This window comes from Streptomyces sp. NPDC001381, from assembly GCF_042895685.1.
Taxonomy (GTDB): domain Bacteria; phylum Actinomycetota; class Actinomycetes; order Streptomycetales; family Streptomycetaceae; genus Streptomyces.
In genome coordinates this window covers 841815-857211 of the sequence record NZ_JBIAWO010000001.1, presented here as the reverse complement: position 1 = coordinate 857211, position 15397 = coordinate 841815, and the positions used below count along the sequence as shown (strand labels likewise).

At 73.5% G+C, this 15397-nt stretch carries 15 protein-coding genes and 1 pseudogene; 11 read left to right on the top strand and 5 right to left on the bottom strand.

Annotation, left to right across the window (positions count from 1 at the left end; genetic code table 11):
* Window positions 1–170 precede the first annotated feature (170 nt).
* Window positions 171–1052: a helix-turn-helix transcriptional regulator gene (locus tag ACFY2L_RS03835; protein WP_390821397.1), complete on the bottom strand. Its 882-nt coding sequence runs from the start codon at window positions 1050–1052 to the stop codon at window positions 171–173.
* A 202-nt stretch (window positions 1053–1254) separates the two neighbouring features.
* On the opposite strand from ACFY2L_RS03835, the gene ACFY2L_RS03830 reads away from it, so the two are divergent.
* Entirely contained in the window at window positions 1255–2691 is a 1437-nt protein-coding gene (locus tag ACFY2L_RS03830; protein ID WP_390655460.1) for an MFS transporter, read from the top strand.
* 240 nt (window positions 2692–2931) lie between these two features.
* Window positions 2932–3207 (top strand): alpha/beta hydrolase fold domain-containing protein, encoded by a 276-nt coding sequence (locus ACFY2L_RS03825; RefSeq protein WP_390821396.1) that lies wholly within the window; start codon window positions 2932–2934, stop codon window positions 3205–3207.
* Between the two features lie 120 nt (window positions 3208–3327).
* Here ACFY2L_RS03825 and ACFY2L_RS03820 read toward each other — a convergent pair whose 3' ends face one another.
* Window positions 3328–3759: an ester cyclase gene (locus ACFY2L_RS03820; RefSeq protein ID WP_390655461.1), complete on the bottom strand. Its 432-nt coding sequence runs from the start codon at window positions 3757–3759 to the stop codon at window positions 3328–3330.
* 105 nt (window positions 3760–3864) lie between these two features.
* Window positions 3865–4231, bottom strand: a pseudogene (locus ACFY2L_RS03815) (helix-turn-helix domain-containing protein); the annotation flags it as partial.
* Window positions 4232–4272: 41 nt separating this feature from the next.
* Here ACFY2L_RS03815 and ACFY2L_RS03810 point away from each other — a divergent pair.
* Window positions 4273–4608 (top strand): SDR family oxidoreductase, encoded by a 336-nt coding sequence (locus ACFY2L_RS03810; protein WP_390821395.1) that lies wholly within the window; start codon window positions 4273–4275, stop codon window positions 4606–4608.
* A 48-nt stretch (window positions 4609–4656) separates the two neighbouring features.
* Here the strand turns inward: ACFY2L_RS03810 and ACFY2L_RS03805 are convergent, their stop codons facing one another.
* The gene (locus ACFY2L_RS03805) at window positions 4657–5652 is read right to left on the bottom strand and encodes an Lrp/AsnC family transcriptional regulator (RefSeq protein ID WP_390655463.1); all 996 of its coding nucleotides are present in this window, start codon (window positions 5650–5652) and stop codon (window positions 4657–4659) included.
* A gap of 123 nt (window positions 5653–5775) precedes the next feature.
* Between ACFY2L_RS03805 and ACFY2L_RS03800 the strand changes: the two genes are divergently transcribed.
* The 5 genes from ACFY2L_RS03800 to ACFY2L_RS03780 all read left to right on the top strand — a co-directional run bounded on the left by ACFY2L_RS03800 (window position 5776) and on the right by ACFY2L_RS03780 (window position 11349).
* Window positions 5776–5997: a hypothetical protein gene (locus tag ACFY2L_RS03800; RefSeq protein WP_390655464.1), complete on the top strand. Its 222-nt coding sequence runs from the start codon at window positions 5776–5778 to the stop codon at window positions 5995–5997.
* 157 nt (window positions 5998–6154) lie between these two features.
* Window positions 6155–7474 (top strand): hypothetical protein, encoded by a 1320-nt coding sequence (locus tag ACFY2L_RS03795; protein ID WP_390821394.1) that lies wholly within the window; start codon window positions 6155–6157, stop codon window positions 7472–7474.
* Window positions 7475–7674: 200 nt separating this feature from the next.
* A complete protein-coding gene (locus ACFY2L_RS03790; RefSeq protein ID WP_390821393.1) occupies window positions 7675–9315 on the top strand; it encodes an MFS transporter in 1641 nt (546 codons plus the stop codon).
* A gap of 265 nt (window positions 9316–9580) precedes the next feature.
* Window positions 9581–10993, top strand: coding sequence for a DEAD/DEAH box helicase (locus tag ACFY2L_RS03785; RefSeq protein ID WP_390821392.1), 1413 nt, complete (start codon window positions 9581–9583; stop codon window positions 10991–10993).
* A 113-nt stretch (window positions 10994–11106) separates the two neighbouring features.
* Window positions 11107–11349, top strand: a complete 243-nt coding sequence (locus tag ACFY2L_RS03780) for a DUF5302 domain-containing protein (RefSeq protein ID WP_390821391.1) — start codon at window positions 11107–11109, stop codon at window positions 11347–11349.
* Window positions 11350–11532: 183 nt separating this feature from the next.
* Here the strand turns inward: ACFY2L_RS03780 and ACFY2L_RS03775 are convergent, their stop codons facing one another.
* The gene (locus ACFY2L_RS03775) at window positions 11533–12408 is read right to left on the bottom strand and encodes a UbiA family prenyltransferase (RefSeq protein ID WP_390655469.1); all 876 of its coding nucleotides are present in this window, start codon (window positions 12406–12408) and stop codon (window positions 11533–11535) included.
* A 110-nt stretch (window positions 12409–12518) separates the two neighbouring features.
* Between ACFY2L_RS03775 and ACFY2L_RS03770 the strand changes: the two genes are divergently transcribed.
* The 3 genes from ACFY2L_RS03770 to ACFY2L_RS03760 are packed head-to-tail and all read left to right on the top strand — an operon-like array spanning window position 12519 to window position 15164.
* Window positions 12519–13595 (top strand): type III polyketide synthase, encoded by a 1077-nt coding sequence (locus tag ACFY2L_RS03770; RefSeq protein WP_390821390.1) that lies wholly within the window; start codon window positions 12519–12521, stop codon window positions 13593–13595.
* Between the two features lie 7 nt (window positions 13596–13602).
* A complete protein-coding gene (locus ACFY2L_RS03765) occupies window positions 13603–14151 on the top strand; it encodes an isoprenylcysteine carboxyl methyltransferase family protein (protein WP_390821389.1) in 549 nt (182 codons plus the stop codon).
* The gene (locus tag ACFY2L_RS03760) at window positions 14136–15164 is read left to right on the top strand and encodes an NAD(P)/FAD-dependent oxidoreductase (RefSeq protein ID WP_390655472.1); all 1029 of its coding nucleotides are present in this window, start codon (window positions 14136–14138) and stop codon (window positions 15162–15164) included. The genes ACFY2L_RS03765 and ACFY2L_RS03760 overlap by 16 nt, the downstream gene beginning before the upstream one ends.
* Window positions 15165–15397 lie beyond the last annotated feature (233 nt).

The window sequence follows — 15397 nt, the reverse complement described above, 5'->3', positions numbered from 1 at the left end:
CATGATCCGTCGGCCGTGGGTTCGAGTCCCACCCGCCCCACCATGCAGGCTCCTGGGCTGCGGAAACGTCTCATCAGAGCGGTGGATTCAGGAACTGGCGCAAGGGGCGGTATCCGCTGCTGGTGAGTTCATCTCCGTGGCCGTCTCCCGGCCGGTCGACGCGATCCGGCCTACACCGCCGTGGCGGCGCTCTCGACCTCAGGTGCGGCTGCGCTGCCCAGCAGGCGTAGAGCCGCCTCAGAGGGGGAGCCCGGTTCCGCCGTGTAGGCGATCAGGCGCTGGCCGGCCGAGCCGGGGATGACGAGGTTCTCGAAGCTCAGCTCCATCGGGCCGACCGACGGGTGACGCAGCCGCTTCACCCCCGAGGTGCAGGTGCGCACCGGATGGCGGGCCCAGCGGGAGGCGAACTCGTCGCACTGAACGGCGAGTTGGCCGACCAGCTCGGTCAGCCGGCGGTCGTCGGGGTGCCGGCCGGCGATCAGCCGCAGCGAGGCGACCGCGAGCTGCGCCTCGTCGTGCCAGTCGGTGTACAGCGCGCGGTAGCGCTCGTCCAGGAACAGCATCCGCGTCACATTGGGCCGGGTGCCCGGCGTCCCGGGGCTGTCCGCGGGCAGATGCGCGGCGAGCAGTGCGTGCCCCAGCCGGTTCCAGGCCAGTACGTCGTTGCGGCGGTCCAGGACCAGTGCCGGCACCTCGGACATGGCCGCCAGCAGCTGCCGTGCCGAGGGACTGGCCTGCTCGGCGCGGGGTGTGGCGGGACGGGCGGCGGTGGCGGTGGGGCGGGCCAGGTCCTTCAGATGCGCGGTCTCGTCGTCGGTCAGCCGCAGGGTGCGCGCGATCGCGTCCAGCACGGAGTCCGAGGCGCTGAGGGCGCGGCCCTGTTCGAGACGGGTGTAGTGGGTGATGCTGACCCCGGCGAGCGTGGCCAGTTCCTCCCGGCGCAGTCCGCTGACCCGGCGGCGGGTCGGATGCGGGGTGATGCCGACGTCCTCCGGGCGCAGTGCGGCACGGCGGGACTTGAGGAAGTCGCCCAGTTCGGACGGAGCGTCCATCGATGCCTCCCGTTCGCTCCTCTCCAGGATGCCCGCCCATCGCGCCGGTCGTGAGCCGTAAGGGTGGTCATGTGATGACCACCCTTGCGCCGGCTGTGCGAGACGGGGTGCTGGCTGGGGTCCCGGGCCGAGACGAGTCTCCTTCCCGGCGGTGCGCACGACAGACGCACCCGAGAAGCGCGAACGAAAGGTACTCGACGTCATGTCCGTCACGGATTCGGACACGGCCGGTACGGCCGTAGGAACGGCCCCGGCCGTCCTCACTCCGCGCCTGCGGCTGGTGCTGGTGCTGCTGCTCGCGGCCCAGTTCATGCTGGCCGTGGACTTCTCCATCCTGAACGTGGCGCTGCCGGTGATCGGCGAGGGCCTGGGCTTCTCGCTGGCGCATCTGCAGTGGATCGGCACCGCGTTCGCCCTGTGCGCGGCGGGCTTCACCCTGCTGTTCGGCCGGGTCGCGGACCTCTTCGGCCGCCGCCGGCTCTTCCTCGGCGGACTGGTGGTGCTGGGCGCGGCCTCCCTCGTGGGTGGTCTCGCACAGAACCCGGAGGTGCTGATCACGGCCCGTGTCCTCCAGGGCCTCGCGACCGCCGCGGTGACCCCGGCCGGCCTCTCGCTCATGACGACCTCGTTCCCGGAGGGCCCACTGCGGGAGAAGGCCCTCGGCCTCAACGGGGCATTGATGTCCGCCGGGTTCACCACCGGCGCGATCCTCGGCGGCCTGCTGACCGACCTGCTCTCCTGGCGCTGGGCGTTCTTCATCAACGTGCCCGTCGCCCTAGCCGTCCTGATCGTCGCCCCGACGGTCATCGAGGAGTCCCGGCCCGACGAGCGCCCGAAGCTGGACGTGCCCGGTGCCATCAGCGTCACCCTCGGTCTGCTGGCCATCGTCTTCGGCCTCACCCAGGCCGGTGAGCACGGCTGGGGCTCCGCGAACGCCCTGCTGTCGCCGGCGGCGGGTGTGCTGCTGCTGATCGTGTTCTGGGCCGTCGAGCGCAAGGTGAGCGCCCCGCTGGTCCCGCTCGGCGTGCTCGGCAAGCGTTCGGTGGCCTGGGGCAACGTAGCCGGTCTGATCGCCTTCCTCACCGAGACCTCCCTGGTCTTCCTGCTGACCCTCTACCTCCAGGAAGTGCTCGGCTTCTCCCCGCTGGCCGCCGGTCTGTCCTTCGGCGTGCTGGGCATCGGAACGGTCGTCGGCGGCTCGGTCGCCCCGAAGGTCATCGGGAAGACCGGCACCAAGCAGACGCTGATCACCGGCGGCATCCTGCAGACCGTGTTCACGGCCGCCCTGCTCGGCCTCGGCGCCACTCACTCCTCCCTGTGGCTGCTGCTGGTCGCCACCTTCGTCGGCGGTGTCGGCAACATGCTCGTCATCGTCGGGTTCATGGTCACCGCCACCTCCGGCCTCGCGGACCACGAACAGGGCCTGGCCACCGGGCTCGCGACCATGACCCAGCAGATCGGCATCACCATGGGCACGCCGGTCATGAGCGCCGTCGCCACCGCCGCGATGACCGGCACCGGAGCCTCGGCCGTCCTCGGCGGACTGAAGGCGGCCATCGCGGTCAACGCCGCGCTCGTCCTCCTCGGCGCCCTCACCAGCGCCGTGTTCCTGCGCGGTGCGCGGTCGAGTGCGCGCTGACTCATGACGGTACGAACCCCGTGCCGGCCTGACCGCTCCGGACGAGGACAGGTCCGTACCGCCGGCCGGCCGGCGGTCCGCTGAGGTGCAGTGGCAGTGGCGGCAGGGCGGGCTCGACGCGGGGACCCATCCCCTACCTGTGCGGATCCACCGGCCCGGACGCGGTCGTACGGCTGGCTGGTCCGGGCGCACGGCGGCAGTCGGCAGGCCGGGACGGTCGAGCCCGCCCAGCCGGCGGACGTGCTGACCACGCTCTCCCGGGCCGGGGAACAGGTGGACGGCGAGCCGCTGGCGGTCGGGGGAGACAGCGCGGGTGGCACCGTCGCCGCCTGCGCGGCCCTCGCCCGGCGTGACCGCGACCAGCCGCTCACCGCCCAGGTGCCGGCCTGCCCGCCGCTGGCCCGGCGCCGGGCCAAGGCGGTGTCACCGGCTTCCTGTTGGAGCTGGCGCAGGGCCGCTCCTCCGCGCTGTTCGCCGGCCTTGGTGCGTTCGACCGGCCCGACGCCCTGCGCGTGAGCCCGCACGGCTGACGGCACCACGGATCGCCGTCGGCCTGCGTCGCGTGGCGGAGGTGGCCACAGCGGACTCAAGCCCCCGCGGCCCCCGGCCGTGGCCCGTCGTCGGGGCTTCTTGCGGTCAGCCCCGCAGCTGCTCGGTCAGACCCAGCTGGCTCATGATGGCGCCGGTGTCCAGATAGGCGCGCCCCGCCTTGATCTTGTCGTCCTCGACCTCGTAGATGTCGCACGCGTGCACCGTGACGTGACGCCCCGTGGCGGGCACGGTGCCCGCGTGCAGGACCAGGTCACCGGTCTGGGTCCCGCTGCCCGTGTACTCGACGACCACCGTGTCCCCCTGCGAGGTGAGGTGGTCGAGGGTGAACCTGCCGTCGGGCATCGCGTCGAACATGGCCTTCGCCAGCTGGGTGAAACCTTCCGGACCCTGCAGCGTCCTTCCGCTGCCCTCCTCGACGAGGGTGCAGTCCGGAGCGACGGACCCGGCGATGGATTCGTAGTCCCGGTCGTTCCACGCCCGGAAGAGATCGCGGACGAACGTTTCATTGTCAGTCATGGGAACCTCCGCTCGGGAACATCCCTTCCTTTCCATGCTGACCCGCCGCGTCCGACGGTGCATCCGCTGGTAGGGGGCGGCGAAATGAATCACGCTGACTGATCTTCAGGGGAGGACACCCGCAGGAGTGTGCACGCCGTGGCGCAGGCGGGCCGCATCCCGGCTGGGGGGTGCGCCGAACCGCCGGCGGCGGTACTCGCGGCTGAACTGTGACGGGTTGTCATAGCCGACGCGGTGGCCGACCCCGGTGACGCCGCCCGGGTGGGTGGCGAGCAGCAGCCGGGCCTCCTGGAGCCGGATCTGCTCCTGGAACTGAAGGGGGCTCATCGCGGTCACCGCCTGGAAGGTGCGGCGGAGGGCGGAGACGCTCATGCCGGACATGCGGGCCACGTACTCGACCCGGAAGGGCTGGGGCGTAGTGCTCGCGGATCCAGCGCACGGCGCGGGAGATGTGGCTGAGGCCGCTGTCGGCTCAAGGGCCCGTACTTCCTCACGCAGAGGCTGCTGCCGCTGATGGCGCACCGCGGGGCCATCGTCAACACCGGCAGCAACTCGGCGTACGCGTCGATGAAGGGCGGCCTGGACGTGCTGACCCGGTACACGGCCAAGGAATTCAGCACGCGGGGCATCCGCGTCGACGCCGTCTCGCCGGGACCGACCCGCACCCGGATCGCCGACGACGCCTTCACCCGGTTCCCCGAGGTCGTCCCGGTTCTCGCCGCGAGGACCGCACTCGGCCGGGTCGGCGAGCCCGACGGCATCGGCGCGGTGATCGCCACACCGGTCTCCGACGAAAGCCGCTGGGTCACCGCGCAGAACATCGAGGTGTCGGGTGGCTGCAACCTCTAGCCACGACCGCGCCGCCGTCCCCTTCGCCGCCGGACCGGAGCGTGGCCGTCAGCCGGGTGCCGGATGGACGAGACGGCCGTGGAAGATGAGTGAGGCGGCCTGTTTCAGGCGGCGGACGCGGATGCTGACCTCGTAGGCGTCGATGCCGTCGACGGCGGCGACGCGGGTGGTCAGATAGCGGTAGAAGTCCTCGGCATCGCGGCAGATGACGGTGGCCATCAGGTTGTGCCGTCCGCTGACGGCGCCGGCGAAGGCGACCTCGGCGTGCCGGGCGAGTTCCTCGCCGGCCTGTTCGAGGCGGGCGGGGGCGACGCGCAGCCAGAGGGTGGCGTTGAGGGCGTGGCCGAGGCGTTCGGGCAGCAGATCGACGTCGTAGACGAGCGTGCCCGAGGTCTCCAGCGCCTCCAGTCGGCGGGCGACGCGCGCGTGGGACCAGCCGGTGAGCCCGGCGAGGCGGGTGTGGGTGGTACGGCCGTCCTCGGCGAGGGCGGCCAGCAGCGGGGCGTCCTCGTCCGTGGGGGTCCGGAGGGGGCCGGCGGGAGCGGGGGGCCCGTCGCCGGTGAGCTGCCGTACCTGGTCGGGGGTGAGGCCGGCGCCGTAGCCCGTCCATTCGCTGGTCCCGGTCTCGCCGAAGGTGTGCAGGACCAGGTCGATGCCGACGTCGAGGACGGAGGCCGAGCGGGGCAGCTGGCGCAGCAGGACGTCGTCGCGGTCGGCCGCCACGGGGGAGCGGATCATGCAGATGATCTCCGAGCCGCCGGAGGCGAGGCCGGCGTAGGCGATGTCCGGACGCTTGGCCAGGGAGTCCGCCAGCGGCCCGACCCGGTCGGGGCGGGAACGGATGCGGGCCACCCACTGGGCCTGCCCGTGCACCGCCGGATCGACGAGACCGACCACCCGCATCACCCCGCTGCGGCGCAGCGCGTGGTAACGCCGGGCGGCCGTCTGCTCCGAGACGCCGGTCACCTCGCCGATGCGGCGGAACGGGGCACGGGGCGCGCATTGCAGTGCGTGGAGGATTTTCCTGTCCACAGCGTCGATCATGGGGGGAGTCTGCCACGTGCTCCCCTTCGCGTAGAGGTTTTTGTTCACTTCACGCTGCTGGGTTCATGGCCGGAGACGTCGAGGCGGATGCTGGGCACGTCCTGAAGAAAGGACGTGACTCCCATGAGCACGTGGCTGCCACCGACAGCGGCCTGCATCGGCACGTTCGTCGTGCTGATGCACCTCACCACGGCGGGTGCGGTCCCGGCCCACCGGGCGGCGCTCCCGCACACCGGGCTCTCCCGCACCCATCGGGTGGCCGGTGTGGTGCCACCGGTCCCCGCCGCGTTGCTCCGTGCGGTCTGCGGGCCGGCCGCCCGGCGGGGCGTCGCTGCCGCTCCCTGACCCGCCCGTCGCTGCCGCTCCCTGACCGGCCCGGAGCGTCTTCCTCGCATCCCCCCCCCGCGGGCGCTCCGGGCCCCGGGCCCCACTGCGCGGACGAGTCGGCCCGCACCACCGCTCACGAGCCGAGACCACCATCCCCAGAGAGGCATCCGCCCCCGTGGACTTCACCGTCGACGCCTTCCGCTCGACACCCCCGTTCGACATCCTCGCCAAGCTCTTCGGACAGCCGGAGCACACCGACTGGCTCGACGAGAGCATGTCCTGGAAGCGGACCTGTTACATCGGTGACTGGTCGTTCCTGCCGCAGACCCGCTTCCGCGGACCCGGCGTGCCCGAGCTGTTCTCGTCGATCTCGGTGAACTCCTTCCGGACCTTCCCGGTGGGCGCCTCCAAGCACGTCGTGCAGACCGACGCGCACGGCCATGTCATCAGCGAGGGCATCCTGACCCGGCTGGACGAGGAGGACCACGTGTTCCACGGGCCGGGCGGCGACTATGCCCGTTACCACCTGGAGCAGGGCGGCTTCGAGGCCACCGCCGAGGACGAGGACTGGTTCGTGTACCAGGTCTCCGGCCCGGCGTCGATCCCGCTGCTGCTGGAACTGACCGGCGACGAACGGCTGCTGGACACCCCGTACATGCATGCGGTGCCCGTCATCCTCGCGGGGCACCGCATCTGGGCCCTGCGCCAGGGCATGGCCGGCGAGGTCGGCTTCGAGCTGCAGGGACCGCGCGAGATCGGCAGCACCGTGTACGACGCCGTCGTCCAGGCCGGACAGAAGTACGGCATCCGCCGCCTGGGCAACCGGGCCGCGCCCCTGAACCATCTCGAGAACGCCGTCCCCACCCGGAACCTGGACTATCTGCCCGCCCTGTACGAGCCCGAGCAGGCCGGCTTCCTCGCCCACCTGCTCAGCTCACCGTGGCACATCCCGCGCGCCTACCTCGCCGGCAGCTTCCAGGGCGAGTCGCTGCGCGACTACTACCGCGACCCGGTGGAGCTCGGCTGGACCCGGCAGATCAGCTTCGACCACCCCTTCCCCGGGGACACGGCGCTGCGCGAGAAACTGGCCCGGCCCGCCCGGGTCCTGCGCACCCTGGTCTGGAACAGCGAGGACGTGCTCGACGTGCACCGCTCGCTCTACGGCGACGGCCCGCACCACACGTTCATGGACATGCCCCGCGACCTGCGCGGCCACCTGTGGGTGGACCGGGTCGAGCGTGACGGCGTCGTCGTCGGCGCGGCCACCCAGCGCGGCTACAGCCGTCACTTCCGTCAGATGCTGTCCCTGTCCGTGCTGAACACGGCCGACGCCGGGATCGGCGCACCGGTCGAGGTCGTCTGGGGCAACCCGGGCGACCCGGTCAAGCGGATCCGGGCCACCGTCGCGCGGGCCCCGTACAAGCCGGTGCGCTCCCGTGTCGACCTGCGCCTCCATCTGGCCGCCTACCGGGCCGAGTCCGGACCGGTCGCGTAAGCCGCGGAGAACCCCACCCACCGATGTCTGCGGGACGCCACCGGCACCATCCCGCAGGTCAGGGCTGCCCGCCCCGGCTCCATCCCGCAGGTCAGGGCCGCCCGCCCCCCCCAGCACGGCAGCCCCCGTGCGCCAACCCCCTGCCCCAACCGACCGACCGCGGCACCACCACGCCGCACGGGAGAAAGCGGAGAATGTCCGTGAACGCCACCACAACGGCGATCAGACCGACCGACCGGCGGGCGGCCACCGTCGTCATGGCCTGCCTCGGCGTGTTCGTCGCCTACCTGCCGATCACCACGGTCGCGGTCAGCCTGCCCGCCATCCAGCGGGCACTGAACACCTCGACCGCCCAACTGTCCTGGGTGCAGGACGCGTTCGTCCTGCCCATGGCGGCCTTCATCCTCACCGCCGGAGTCTTCGGCGACGTGCACGGCCGTAAGAAGGTCTTCCTGTCAGGACTGCTCTTCTGCGCGGCGGGCGCGGCCGTCGCCCTGTGCGCGCACGACATCCGGACGCTGTGGGCCGGGCAGGCCCTCGCCGGTCTCGGCTCGGCCGCGCTCCTGCCCACCACCCTGGCGCTGATCAGCCACGCGGTGCCCGACCACCGTGAGCGCGGCAAGTTCATCGGCCTGTGGGCCATGGCCCTGCTCGCGGCCCTGGCCGTCGGCCCGGTCGTCGCCGGCGTCGTCCTCGACCACTTCGCCTGGCGCTGGATCTACCTGCTGTCCGTCCCGCTCCCGCTGGTCGCCGCGGCCGTCGCCGCCCCCCTGCTGACCGACTCGCGTGCCCAGCACGGGCGCAAGCTCGACTGGCCCGGCCAGATCACCGCGGCCGTGGGCATCACGGCGCTCGTCTACGGCGTGATCGAGGGCGGCGCCGACTCCTTCACCGCTCCCGAGGTGGTCGCCGCCCTCGCGCTGGGCGTCGTCGCGCTGGGCGCCTTCGTGCTGGTGGAGCGGCGCAGCGCGAGCCCCATGCTGGACCTGGCGGTGTTCCGCAGCGCGGCCTTCACCGCCACCGCCCTGATCGCCCTGATCACCTTCCTCGGACTGATCGGCTTCTTCTTCGTCCTCAGCCTGTACTTCGGCATGGTCCAGCAGCTCGGCACCCTGGAAGCCGGCGGACGGCTGCTGCTGGTGCCCGTCGCCGCGATCGTGGCCGGAGCCCCGGCCGGACGACTGATGCATCGCGTCCCGGCCCGCTGGATGATCACCGCCGGTCTGCTCCTGATCGCCGGGCCGCTGCTGGCCATGACGAACCTCGACGCCGACACCTCCTACGGCTCGATCGCCTGGCGGCTGATCGTGCTGGGCGTGGGCCTCGGACTCGTCACCACGCCGATGACGGCCACGGCCGTCGCCGCCGTGCCGCACCACCTGGCGGGCATGGCCTCGGCCGCCAACAACACCTTCCGCCAGGTCGGCGGCGCGCTCGGCCCGGCCGTCCTCGGCGCCCTGCTGTCCACCCGAGCCGTGCACGCCCTGCCCGGTCACCTCGCCGACGCCGGTGTGACCGGCGCCCAGGCCCACACCATCGTGTCCACCGCCGAGGAGGGCGGCCTGGGCGCGGTCGCCGGGATGAACCTCGGCTCCACAGCGGGTCAGGTCTACGGCGCCCTGGGCGAGTCCCTCCTCGACGGCATGCGCCTGTGCCTCGTGGTGGCCGCCACGTCGGCGGTGCTCGCCGCGGCGTGCGCCGTCGTCCTGCTGCGCCCTTCGAAGCAGCAGGTCGCAGAGGGCGCGCCGAAGGGCGGGAGCGCGCCACGGCACGGTCGCCCGGACACCGCCGAGAACGCTCAGGCCGACCCGGCCCAGCCCCTGGGACACCAGCGCGCCTGACCGGTCGAGGAGGGGGAGGGGCATCGTCCACGCCGGGCAGGTACCGGGCCGCGGACGATGCCCCTCCCCGGCCGGGGTTCACCGCGAGGACGGGGCGCGGGGGGGGCGATCAGCTCCCCGACGCCCGCCTGTCACTCTGTGTTACTCTGCTACTTTTGCGTGCTCGTGACCCTCAGGCCCTCCGTAGCAGCTGTTCGGTTCCCCTTGTCGGATGCTCCTTCCCACCGGGCCTTCTTCGGTACGTTCCCCCTGCGGAAGGCTCCTCATGACTCACCCCGACCGCCCCGGCACCTCCACCGGCGGTCCCGCCCCGTCCGTGGCCACTGCCCCCGCGGTGCCTCGGGTCGCTTCCTTCGCCGGTCTGGGCCTGGCGGCCGAGGTGCTGCGCACGCTTGACGAACTCGGTGTGCGCGAGCCCTTTCCGATCCAGGCGGCCACGCTGCCGGAGGCCCTCGCGGGACGCGACATCCTGGGGCGCGGGCGCACCGGATCGGGCAAGACGCTCGCCTTCGGCCTGCCGCTGCTCACCCGGACCGCCGGGCGGCGCGCGGAACCGAAGCAGCCCCTCGCCCTGGTCCTGGTGCCCACCCGGGAGCTGGCCCAACAGGTCACCGAGGCGCTCGCGCCGTACGCCGACGCCCTCCGGCTGCGGATGGCCACGGTCGTCGGCGGCATGTCGGTCGGCCGGCAGGCCGCCGCGCTGCGTGACGGGGCCGAGGTCGTCGTGGCCACGCCCGGCCGGCTGCACGACCTCGTCGAGCGCAGGGCCTGCCGCCTGGGGCGGGTGCGGATCACCGTCCTCGACGAGGCCGACCAGATGTGCGACATGGGCTTCCTGCCGCAAGTCACCGAGGCGCTCGACCAGGTGCACCCCGAGGGCCAGCGGATGCTGTTCTCGGCCACTCTGGACCGTGACGTCGACCTGCTGGTCGACCGCTACCTCCACGCCCCCGTCGTCCACTCGGTGGACCCCTCGGCGGGCGCGGTCACCACGATGGACCATCAGCTGCTGGTCGTCCACGGCCCCGACCGGTACGCCGTGACCACGGAGATCGCCGCCCGCGACGGCCGCGTCCTGCTGTTCCTGGACACCAAGCACGGAGTCGACCAGCTCACCCGGCATCTGAGGGCCAGCGGAGTGCGCGCCGCGGCCCTGCACAGCGGCAAGTCCCAGCCGCAGCGCACCCGGACCCTCGCGCAGTTCAGGGACGGCCAGGTCACCGTCCTGGTGGCGACCAATGTCGCGGCCCGTGGCCTGCATGTCGACGACCTCGATCTCGTGGTCAACGTCGACCCGCCCACCGACCCCAAGGACTATGTGCACCGCGCCGGCCGCACCGCCCGGGCCGGTGAGTCCGGCAGCGTCGTCACGTTGGTGCCGTCGGGCCGGCGCCGCGAGATGAGCCTGCTGCTGGCCGAGGCCGGCATCGAGCCGACCATCACCAAGGTGCGCTCGGGCGAGGCGGAGCTGAGCCGGATCACCGGGGCGAAGGCCCCCTCCGGCATCCCGCTCGACGGCGGGCCCGCCGCACCCCGGCCCAAGAACACCAACGCTCCGTTCCGCGGCCTGGGCACGAGCAAGGACACCTCCCGCGGCGCCGGCGGCTCACGCAGGGCCGCCGAGGCCCGCAAGCTCGCGGAGGCCCGCCGGGCGGCCCTGGTGCGTCGCGGCGGCTGACAGCCGCCGCGCGGGGACACCCGCCGGCGCCGGAGCCATGGTGACGCCGGTGCCCGGCACCGTGCTCGGCATGACAAGCTGTGCTTCCCACTGCCCGAACCCAGGAGATCACCATGACCGCAGAGTCTGCGTCCACAGAAGGTTCGGAGCCGGCTGACCCCGGGACGTCCGCTCTCGTGCCCGACGGCGACGGCCACTACGACCTGAAACGCAAGTTCCGGGAGGCCCTGGCGCGCAAGCGCGGTGCGCAGGCGGACGCCGCTGACACCGCCGCGAACGTCGACGGGTCGAAGGTCCGTGGAGCGCACGGCCCGGCCGCGAGCCAGCGGTCGTTCCGGCGCAAGAGCGGCGGCTGAACCCGCGGCCTGAGCGCGGGCGAGAAGTAGTGTGTCGGCCGCCTCGGCGAGGCGGACACCGCGGACCGGGCGGCCGACACGTCTCACCGGACCTCCCGCGGCGGACGTCGCAGCCGCCCCGCCCGGACCTCGGCCGACCGTCGAAGCCGTGCCGGCCGGGCAGCGCTCGACGCGGCTGCCCTGTCACGCCAGACGCGCGCCGCGCAGGAGCAGGAGGGCGACATCGGAGGCGGCCAGGCCCAGGCAGCACAGGAAAGGGGTCCGGCTCCGCCCGCCCGGCCACAGGGCGACGGCGAGGGAGAGTGCGCAGGCCGCCGCGAGCCCCGCGCGTGCGGGGATGCCGACCGGTCCCGCCGGGCCCAGGACCAGCACGGCCGAGCCTGCGGCCAGCGCCCCCGCCGCCAGGGTCCGTGCGCCGCGGTGGCCACCGCGCTGGGGCAGACCGCGGATGTCCGCCGCGAGGTCGTCGTCGATGTCCGGCAGGACGTTCGCGGCGTGGGCGCCCACCCCCAGCAGCGCGGCGCCGGCCGACGCCCACCAGTGCGGCCACGGGCTGCCCGGCAGGGAAAGGGTGACGAACGCGGGCAGCAGCCCGAAGGCGACCGCGTACGGCAGCCACGACCAGGGTGTGCGCTTGAGGCCGAGGTTGTAGCCCCAGGCCGCGGCCACGCCGACCAGATGCGCGCCTCCCGCCTGCCACCCGTTCGCGAGGGAGAGCGGCACACAGGCCGCGAGGGAGCAGCCGGCCGCGATCGCCACCGCCCGCGCGGACGCCGCCCCGGTCGCCAGGGGCTTGTCGTGGCGCGTGGCGGCCACGTCGCGGTCCGCGTCGATCACGTCGTTGCTCCAGCCCACCGACAGCTGCCCGGCCAGCACCGCCGCCGCGATCAGCACCGTACCGGCGCCGCCCCGCCCGGATGCCGCGGCGAGCGCGGTGACCACCGCGGTCACGGCCGCCGAGGGCGCGGGGTGAGCGGCCAGCAGCAGGCCGACGGCGCGCCCGGGCCCGCGGCGAGGGCCCGCGGTGGCCGGGGTGGACGAGGTTCCGACGCTGTGCACGCCGTCGAATGGTAGGCGTGGTCGCCCCGCTCCCTCGGCTGCCACACACGCGAAATGCCCATGAAGTGCGCCTTGTGAGGATTCGTCACGCTCGTCTCTATTCTTGCCGAATGACGCGTATCGCCGCTGTCCATGGAGTGCTGCCCTCCCACCGCTACCACCAGCACGAGATCACCGACGCGCTCGCGGCGATGTGCTTCCGCGGAGTCGGTGCCGCGCACAAGGACCGCGGCGTGCTCGACCGACTGCACGCCACATCCGGTGTCCGCACCCGTCACCTCGCCCTGCCCCTGGAGCGGTACGCCCTGCTGCGCGGCTTCGGACAGGCCAACGATCTGTTCATCGAGGAGGGCCTGCGGCTCGGCGAGGAGGCGCTGCGAGCCGCCCTGGACCGGGCCGGGCTCGTCCCGGACGAGGTGGACCTCGTCTTCACCACCTCGGTCACCGGTATCGCGGCCCCGTCACTGGAGGCCCGGCTGGTCGGGCGGCTCGGGCTGCGGCCGGACGTCAAGCGCGTACCGGTCTTCGGCCTGGGCTGTGCCGCCGGTGCCGCCGGGCTGGCCAGGATCCACGACTACTTGCGGGGCCATCCGGAGCAGGTCGCGGTGCTGCTCTCGGTCGAGCTGTGCTCCCTCACCCTGCGGCGGGAGGACACCTCCGTGCCGAGCATGGTGGCCGGGGCGCTCTTCGGGGACGGCGCCGCCGCGCTGGTCGCCGTCGGCCGCGACCATCCCCGCCGCCAGGAGTACGCCGGACCCCGGGTCGTGGCCACCCGCGGCCGCCTGTACCCGGGCACCGAGGACGCCCTGGGCTGGGACATCGGCGACAGCGGCTTCACCATCGTGCTCGGCGCCGAACTGCCGGAACTGGTCCGGCTCCACCTGGGCGAGGAGGTGCGCTCCTTCCTGGCCGCACACGACCTCAAGCCGGACGACATCACCGGCTGGGTCTGTCACCCCGGCGGCCCCAAGGTGCTGGAGGCGCTCCAGGAGACGCTCGGCCTCGGGCCCGACGCGCTGGAGCTGACCTGGCGCTCGCTCGCCGGCGTCGGCAACCTCTCCTCCGCCTCCGTACTGCACATCCTGCGCGACACCCTGGCCCTGCGCCCGCCCCCGGCCGGGACCCCCGGCCTGCTGCTGGCGCTCGGGCCGGGCTTCAGTTCCGAACTCGTGCTCCTGCGCTGGTAGGTGACGGATGACCGGCTACACCGTGCTGATCCTGCTGGTGGCCGCCGAGCGGGTCGCCGAACTCGTCGTCGCGCGCCGCAACGCCTCCTGGAGCCGCGCGCACGGCGGCGTGGTGTACGGGGACGGCCACTACCCGGTGATGGTCGCCCTGCACACCGGACTGCTGGCCGGCTGCCTCGCCGAGACCCAGCTCGCCGCGCGGCCCTTCCAGCCGCTGCTCGGCTGGCCGATGCTGGCCCTCACCCTCGGGGCGCAGGCGCTGCGCTGGTGGTGCATCAGCACCCTCGGACCTCGCTGGAACACCCGCGTCATCGTCGTGCCCGGCCTGCCGCTGGTGAGCGCCGGCCCCTACCGGCTGCTGCGCCACCCCAACTACCTCGCCGTGGTCGTGGAGGGACTCGCCCTGCCGCTGGTCCACGGAGCATGGCTGACCGCGACCGCGTTCACCCTGCTCAACCTGCCCCTCCTGGCCGTCCGGCTCCGCTGCGAGAACGCGGCCCTGGCCCGGTCCGCCCCGTCTCCGGCCGCCGCGACCCCGCCATGCTCGACCTGCTGATCGTCGGCGGCGGGCCGGCCGGACTCGCCACGGCGATCCACGCCGCCCGCGCCGGACTCGAGGTGGCCGTGGCCGAACCCCGGCCGACGCCGGTGGACAAGGCCTGCGGCGAAGGGCTGATGCCGGGCGCGGTGCGGGCCCTCGCCGCACTGGGCGTCGCCCCGCCCGGCCACCCTCTGCGCGGCATCCGCTACCTCGCCGCCGAGGGCGACGGCCGGCACGCCGAGGCCGGCTTCCGCCACGGAGGCGGCCTGGGCGTGCGGCGTACGGACCTGCACGCGGCTCTCGCCCGGCGGGCGGCGGAGCTGGGCGTCCCGGTGCTCCCGGTCAAGGTCGACGCGGCGACGGTCCGCCAGGACGCCGGCAGCGTCACCGCAGCGGGGCTGACGGCCCGGTACCTCGCTGCCGCCGACGGCCTGCATTCGCCCGTCCGCCGACACCTCGGCCTGGACCTGCCCGATCCGCGCCCGCCCCGCTACGGGCTGCGCAGACACTTCACCGTCGCGCCCTGGACCGACCACGTCGAGGTCCACTGGTCCGCGCGAGCCGAGGCCTACGTCACGCCGCTGGGGCCCGAGTTGCTGGGCGTGGCCATCCTGACCGGCGAGCGGGCACCGTTCGACGCGCAGCTCGCCGGCTTTCCGTCGCTGGCCGCCCGCCTGTCCCCGCACGCCTCCTCGGCCGTCCGGGGTGCGGGGCCGCTGCGGCAACGGGTCCGCGGCCGGGTGGCCGGCAGGGTCCTGCTGGTGGGCGACGCCGCCGGATACGTCGACGCGCTCACCGGCGAAGGCATCTCCCTCGCCCTGGCCGGTGCCGCCCAGCTCGTCCGCTGCGTCCGAGGCGGCCGGCCCCTGGACTACGAACACGCCTGGCGCCGGGCCTCACGCCGCCACCGTCTGCTCACCCACACCTTGGTACGCCTCCGCGTCCACCCCCGACTCGCCGGCCTGATCGTCCCCACCGCGGTACGCCTCCCCTCCCTTTTCACCGGGCTGGTCAACGGCCTGGCGTGAAGCGCGCCCGCCCCGAGCGGCGTGACGCGCCACCCGTTCCGGCGAAAGGGAGGCGAGGGCCCACGGGAGTCCGGGCCGCGACGGCGCCGACCGGCAACTCCCTGGGCTTCGGCTGCGGCTGAAGGCCATGACGACCAACACGGGACACCGAATCCGAACCCGGCAGCACCGCCACCGCCGGCCGTGGCCGGCCCGGGGGAGGCCGGCCGTCCTCGCCCTCGCGGCGGGGATCA

Coding starts and splice junctions, on each gene's coding strand:
- ACFY2L_RS03835 (WP_390821397.1), bottom strand. CDS start 1,052: ATGGACGCTCCGTCCGAACTGGGCGACTTCCTCAAGTCCCGCCGTGCC.
- ACFY2L_RS03830 (WP_390655460.1), top strand. CDS start 1,255: ATGTCCGTCACGGATTCGGACACGGCCGGTACGGCCGTAGGAACGGCC.
- ACFY2L_RS03820 (WP_390655461.1), bottom strand. CDS start 3,759: ATGACTGACAATGAAACGTTCGTCCGCGATCTCTTCCGGGCGTGGAAC.
- ACFY2L_RS03810 (WP_390821395.1), top strand. CDS start 4,273: ATGGCGCACCGCGGGGCCATCGTCAACACCGGCAGCAACTCGGCGTAC.
- ACFY2L_RS03805 (WP_390655463.1), bottom strand. CDS start 5,652: ATGATCGACGCTGTGGACAGGAAAATCCTCCACGCACTGCAATGCGCG.
- ACFY2L_RS03800 (WP_390655464.1), top strand. CDS start 5,776: ATGAGCACGTGGCTGCCACCGACAGCGGCCTGCATCGGCACGTTCGTC.
- ACFY2L_RS03785 (WP_390821392.1), top strand. CDS start 9,581: ATGACTCACCCCGACCGCCCCGGCACCTCCACCGGCGGTCCCGCCCCG.
- ACFY2L_RS03780 (WP_390821391.1), top strand. CDS start 11,107: ATGACCGCAGAGTCTGCGTCCACAGAAGGTTCGGAGCCGGCTGACCCC.
- ACFY2L_RS03770 (WP_390821390.1), top strand. CDS start 12,519: ATGACGCGTATCGCCGCTGTCCATGGAGTGCTGCCCTCCCACCGCTAC.
- ACFY2L_RS03765 (WP_390821389.1), top strand. CDS start 13,603: ATGACCGGCTACACCGTGCTGATCCTGCTGGTGGCCGCCGAGCGGGTC.
- ACFY2L_RS03760 (WP_390655472.1), top strand. CDS start 14,136: ATGCTCGACCTGCTGATCGTCGGCGGCGGGCCGGCCGGACTCGCCACG.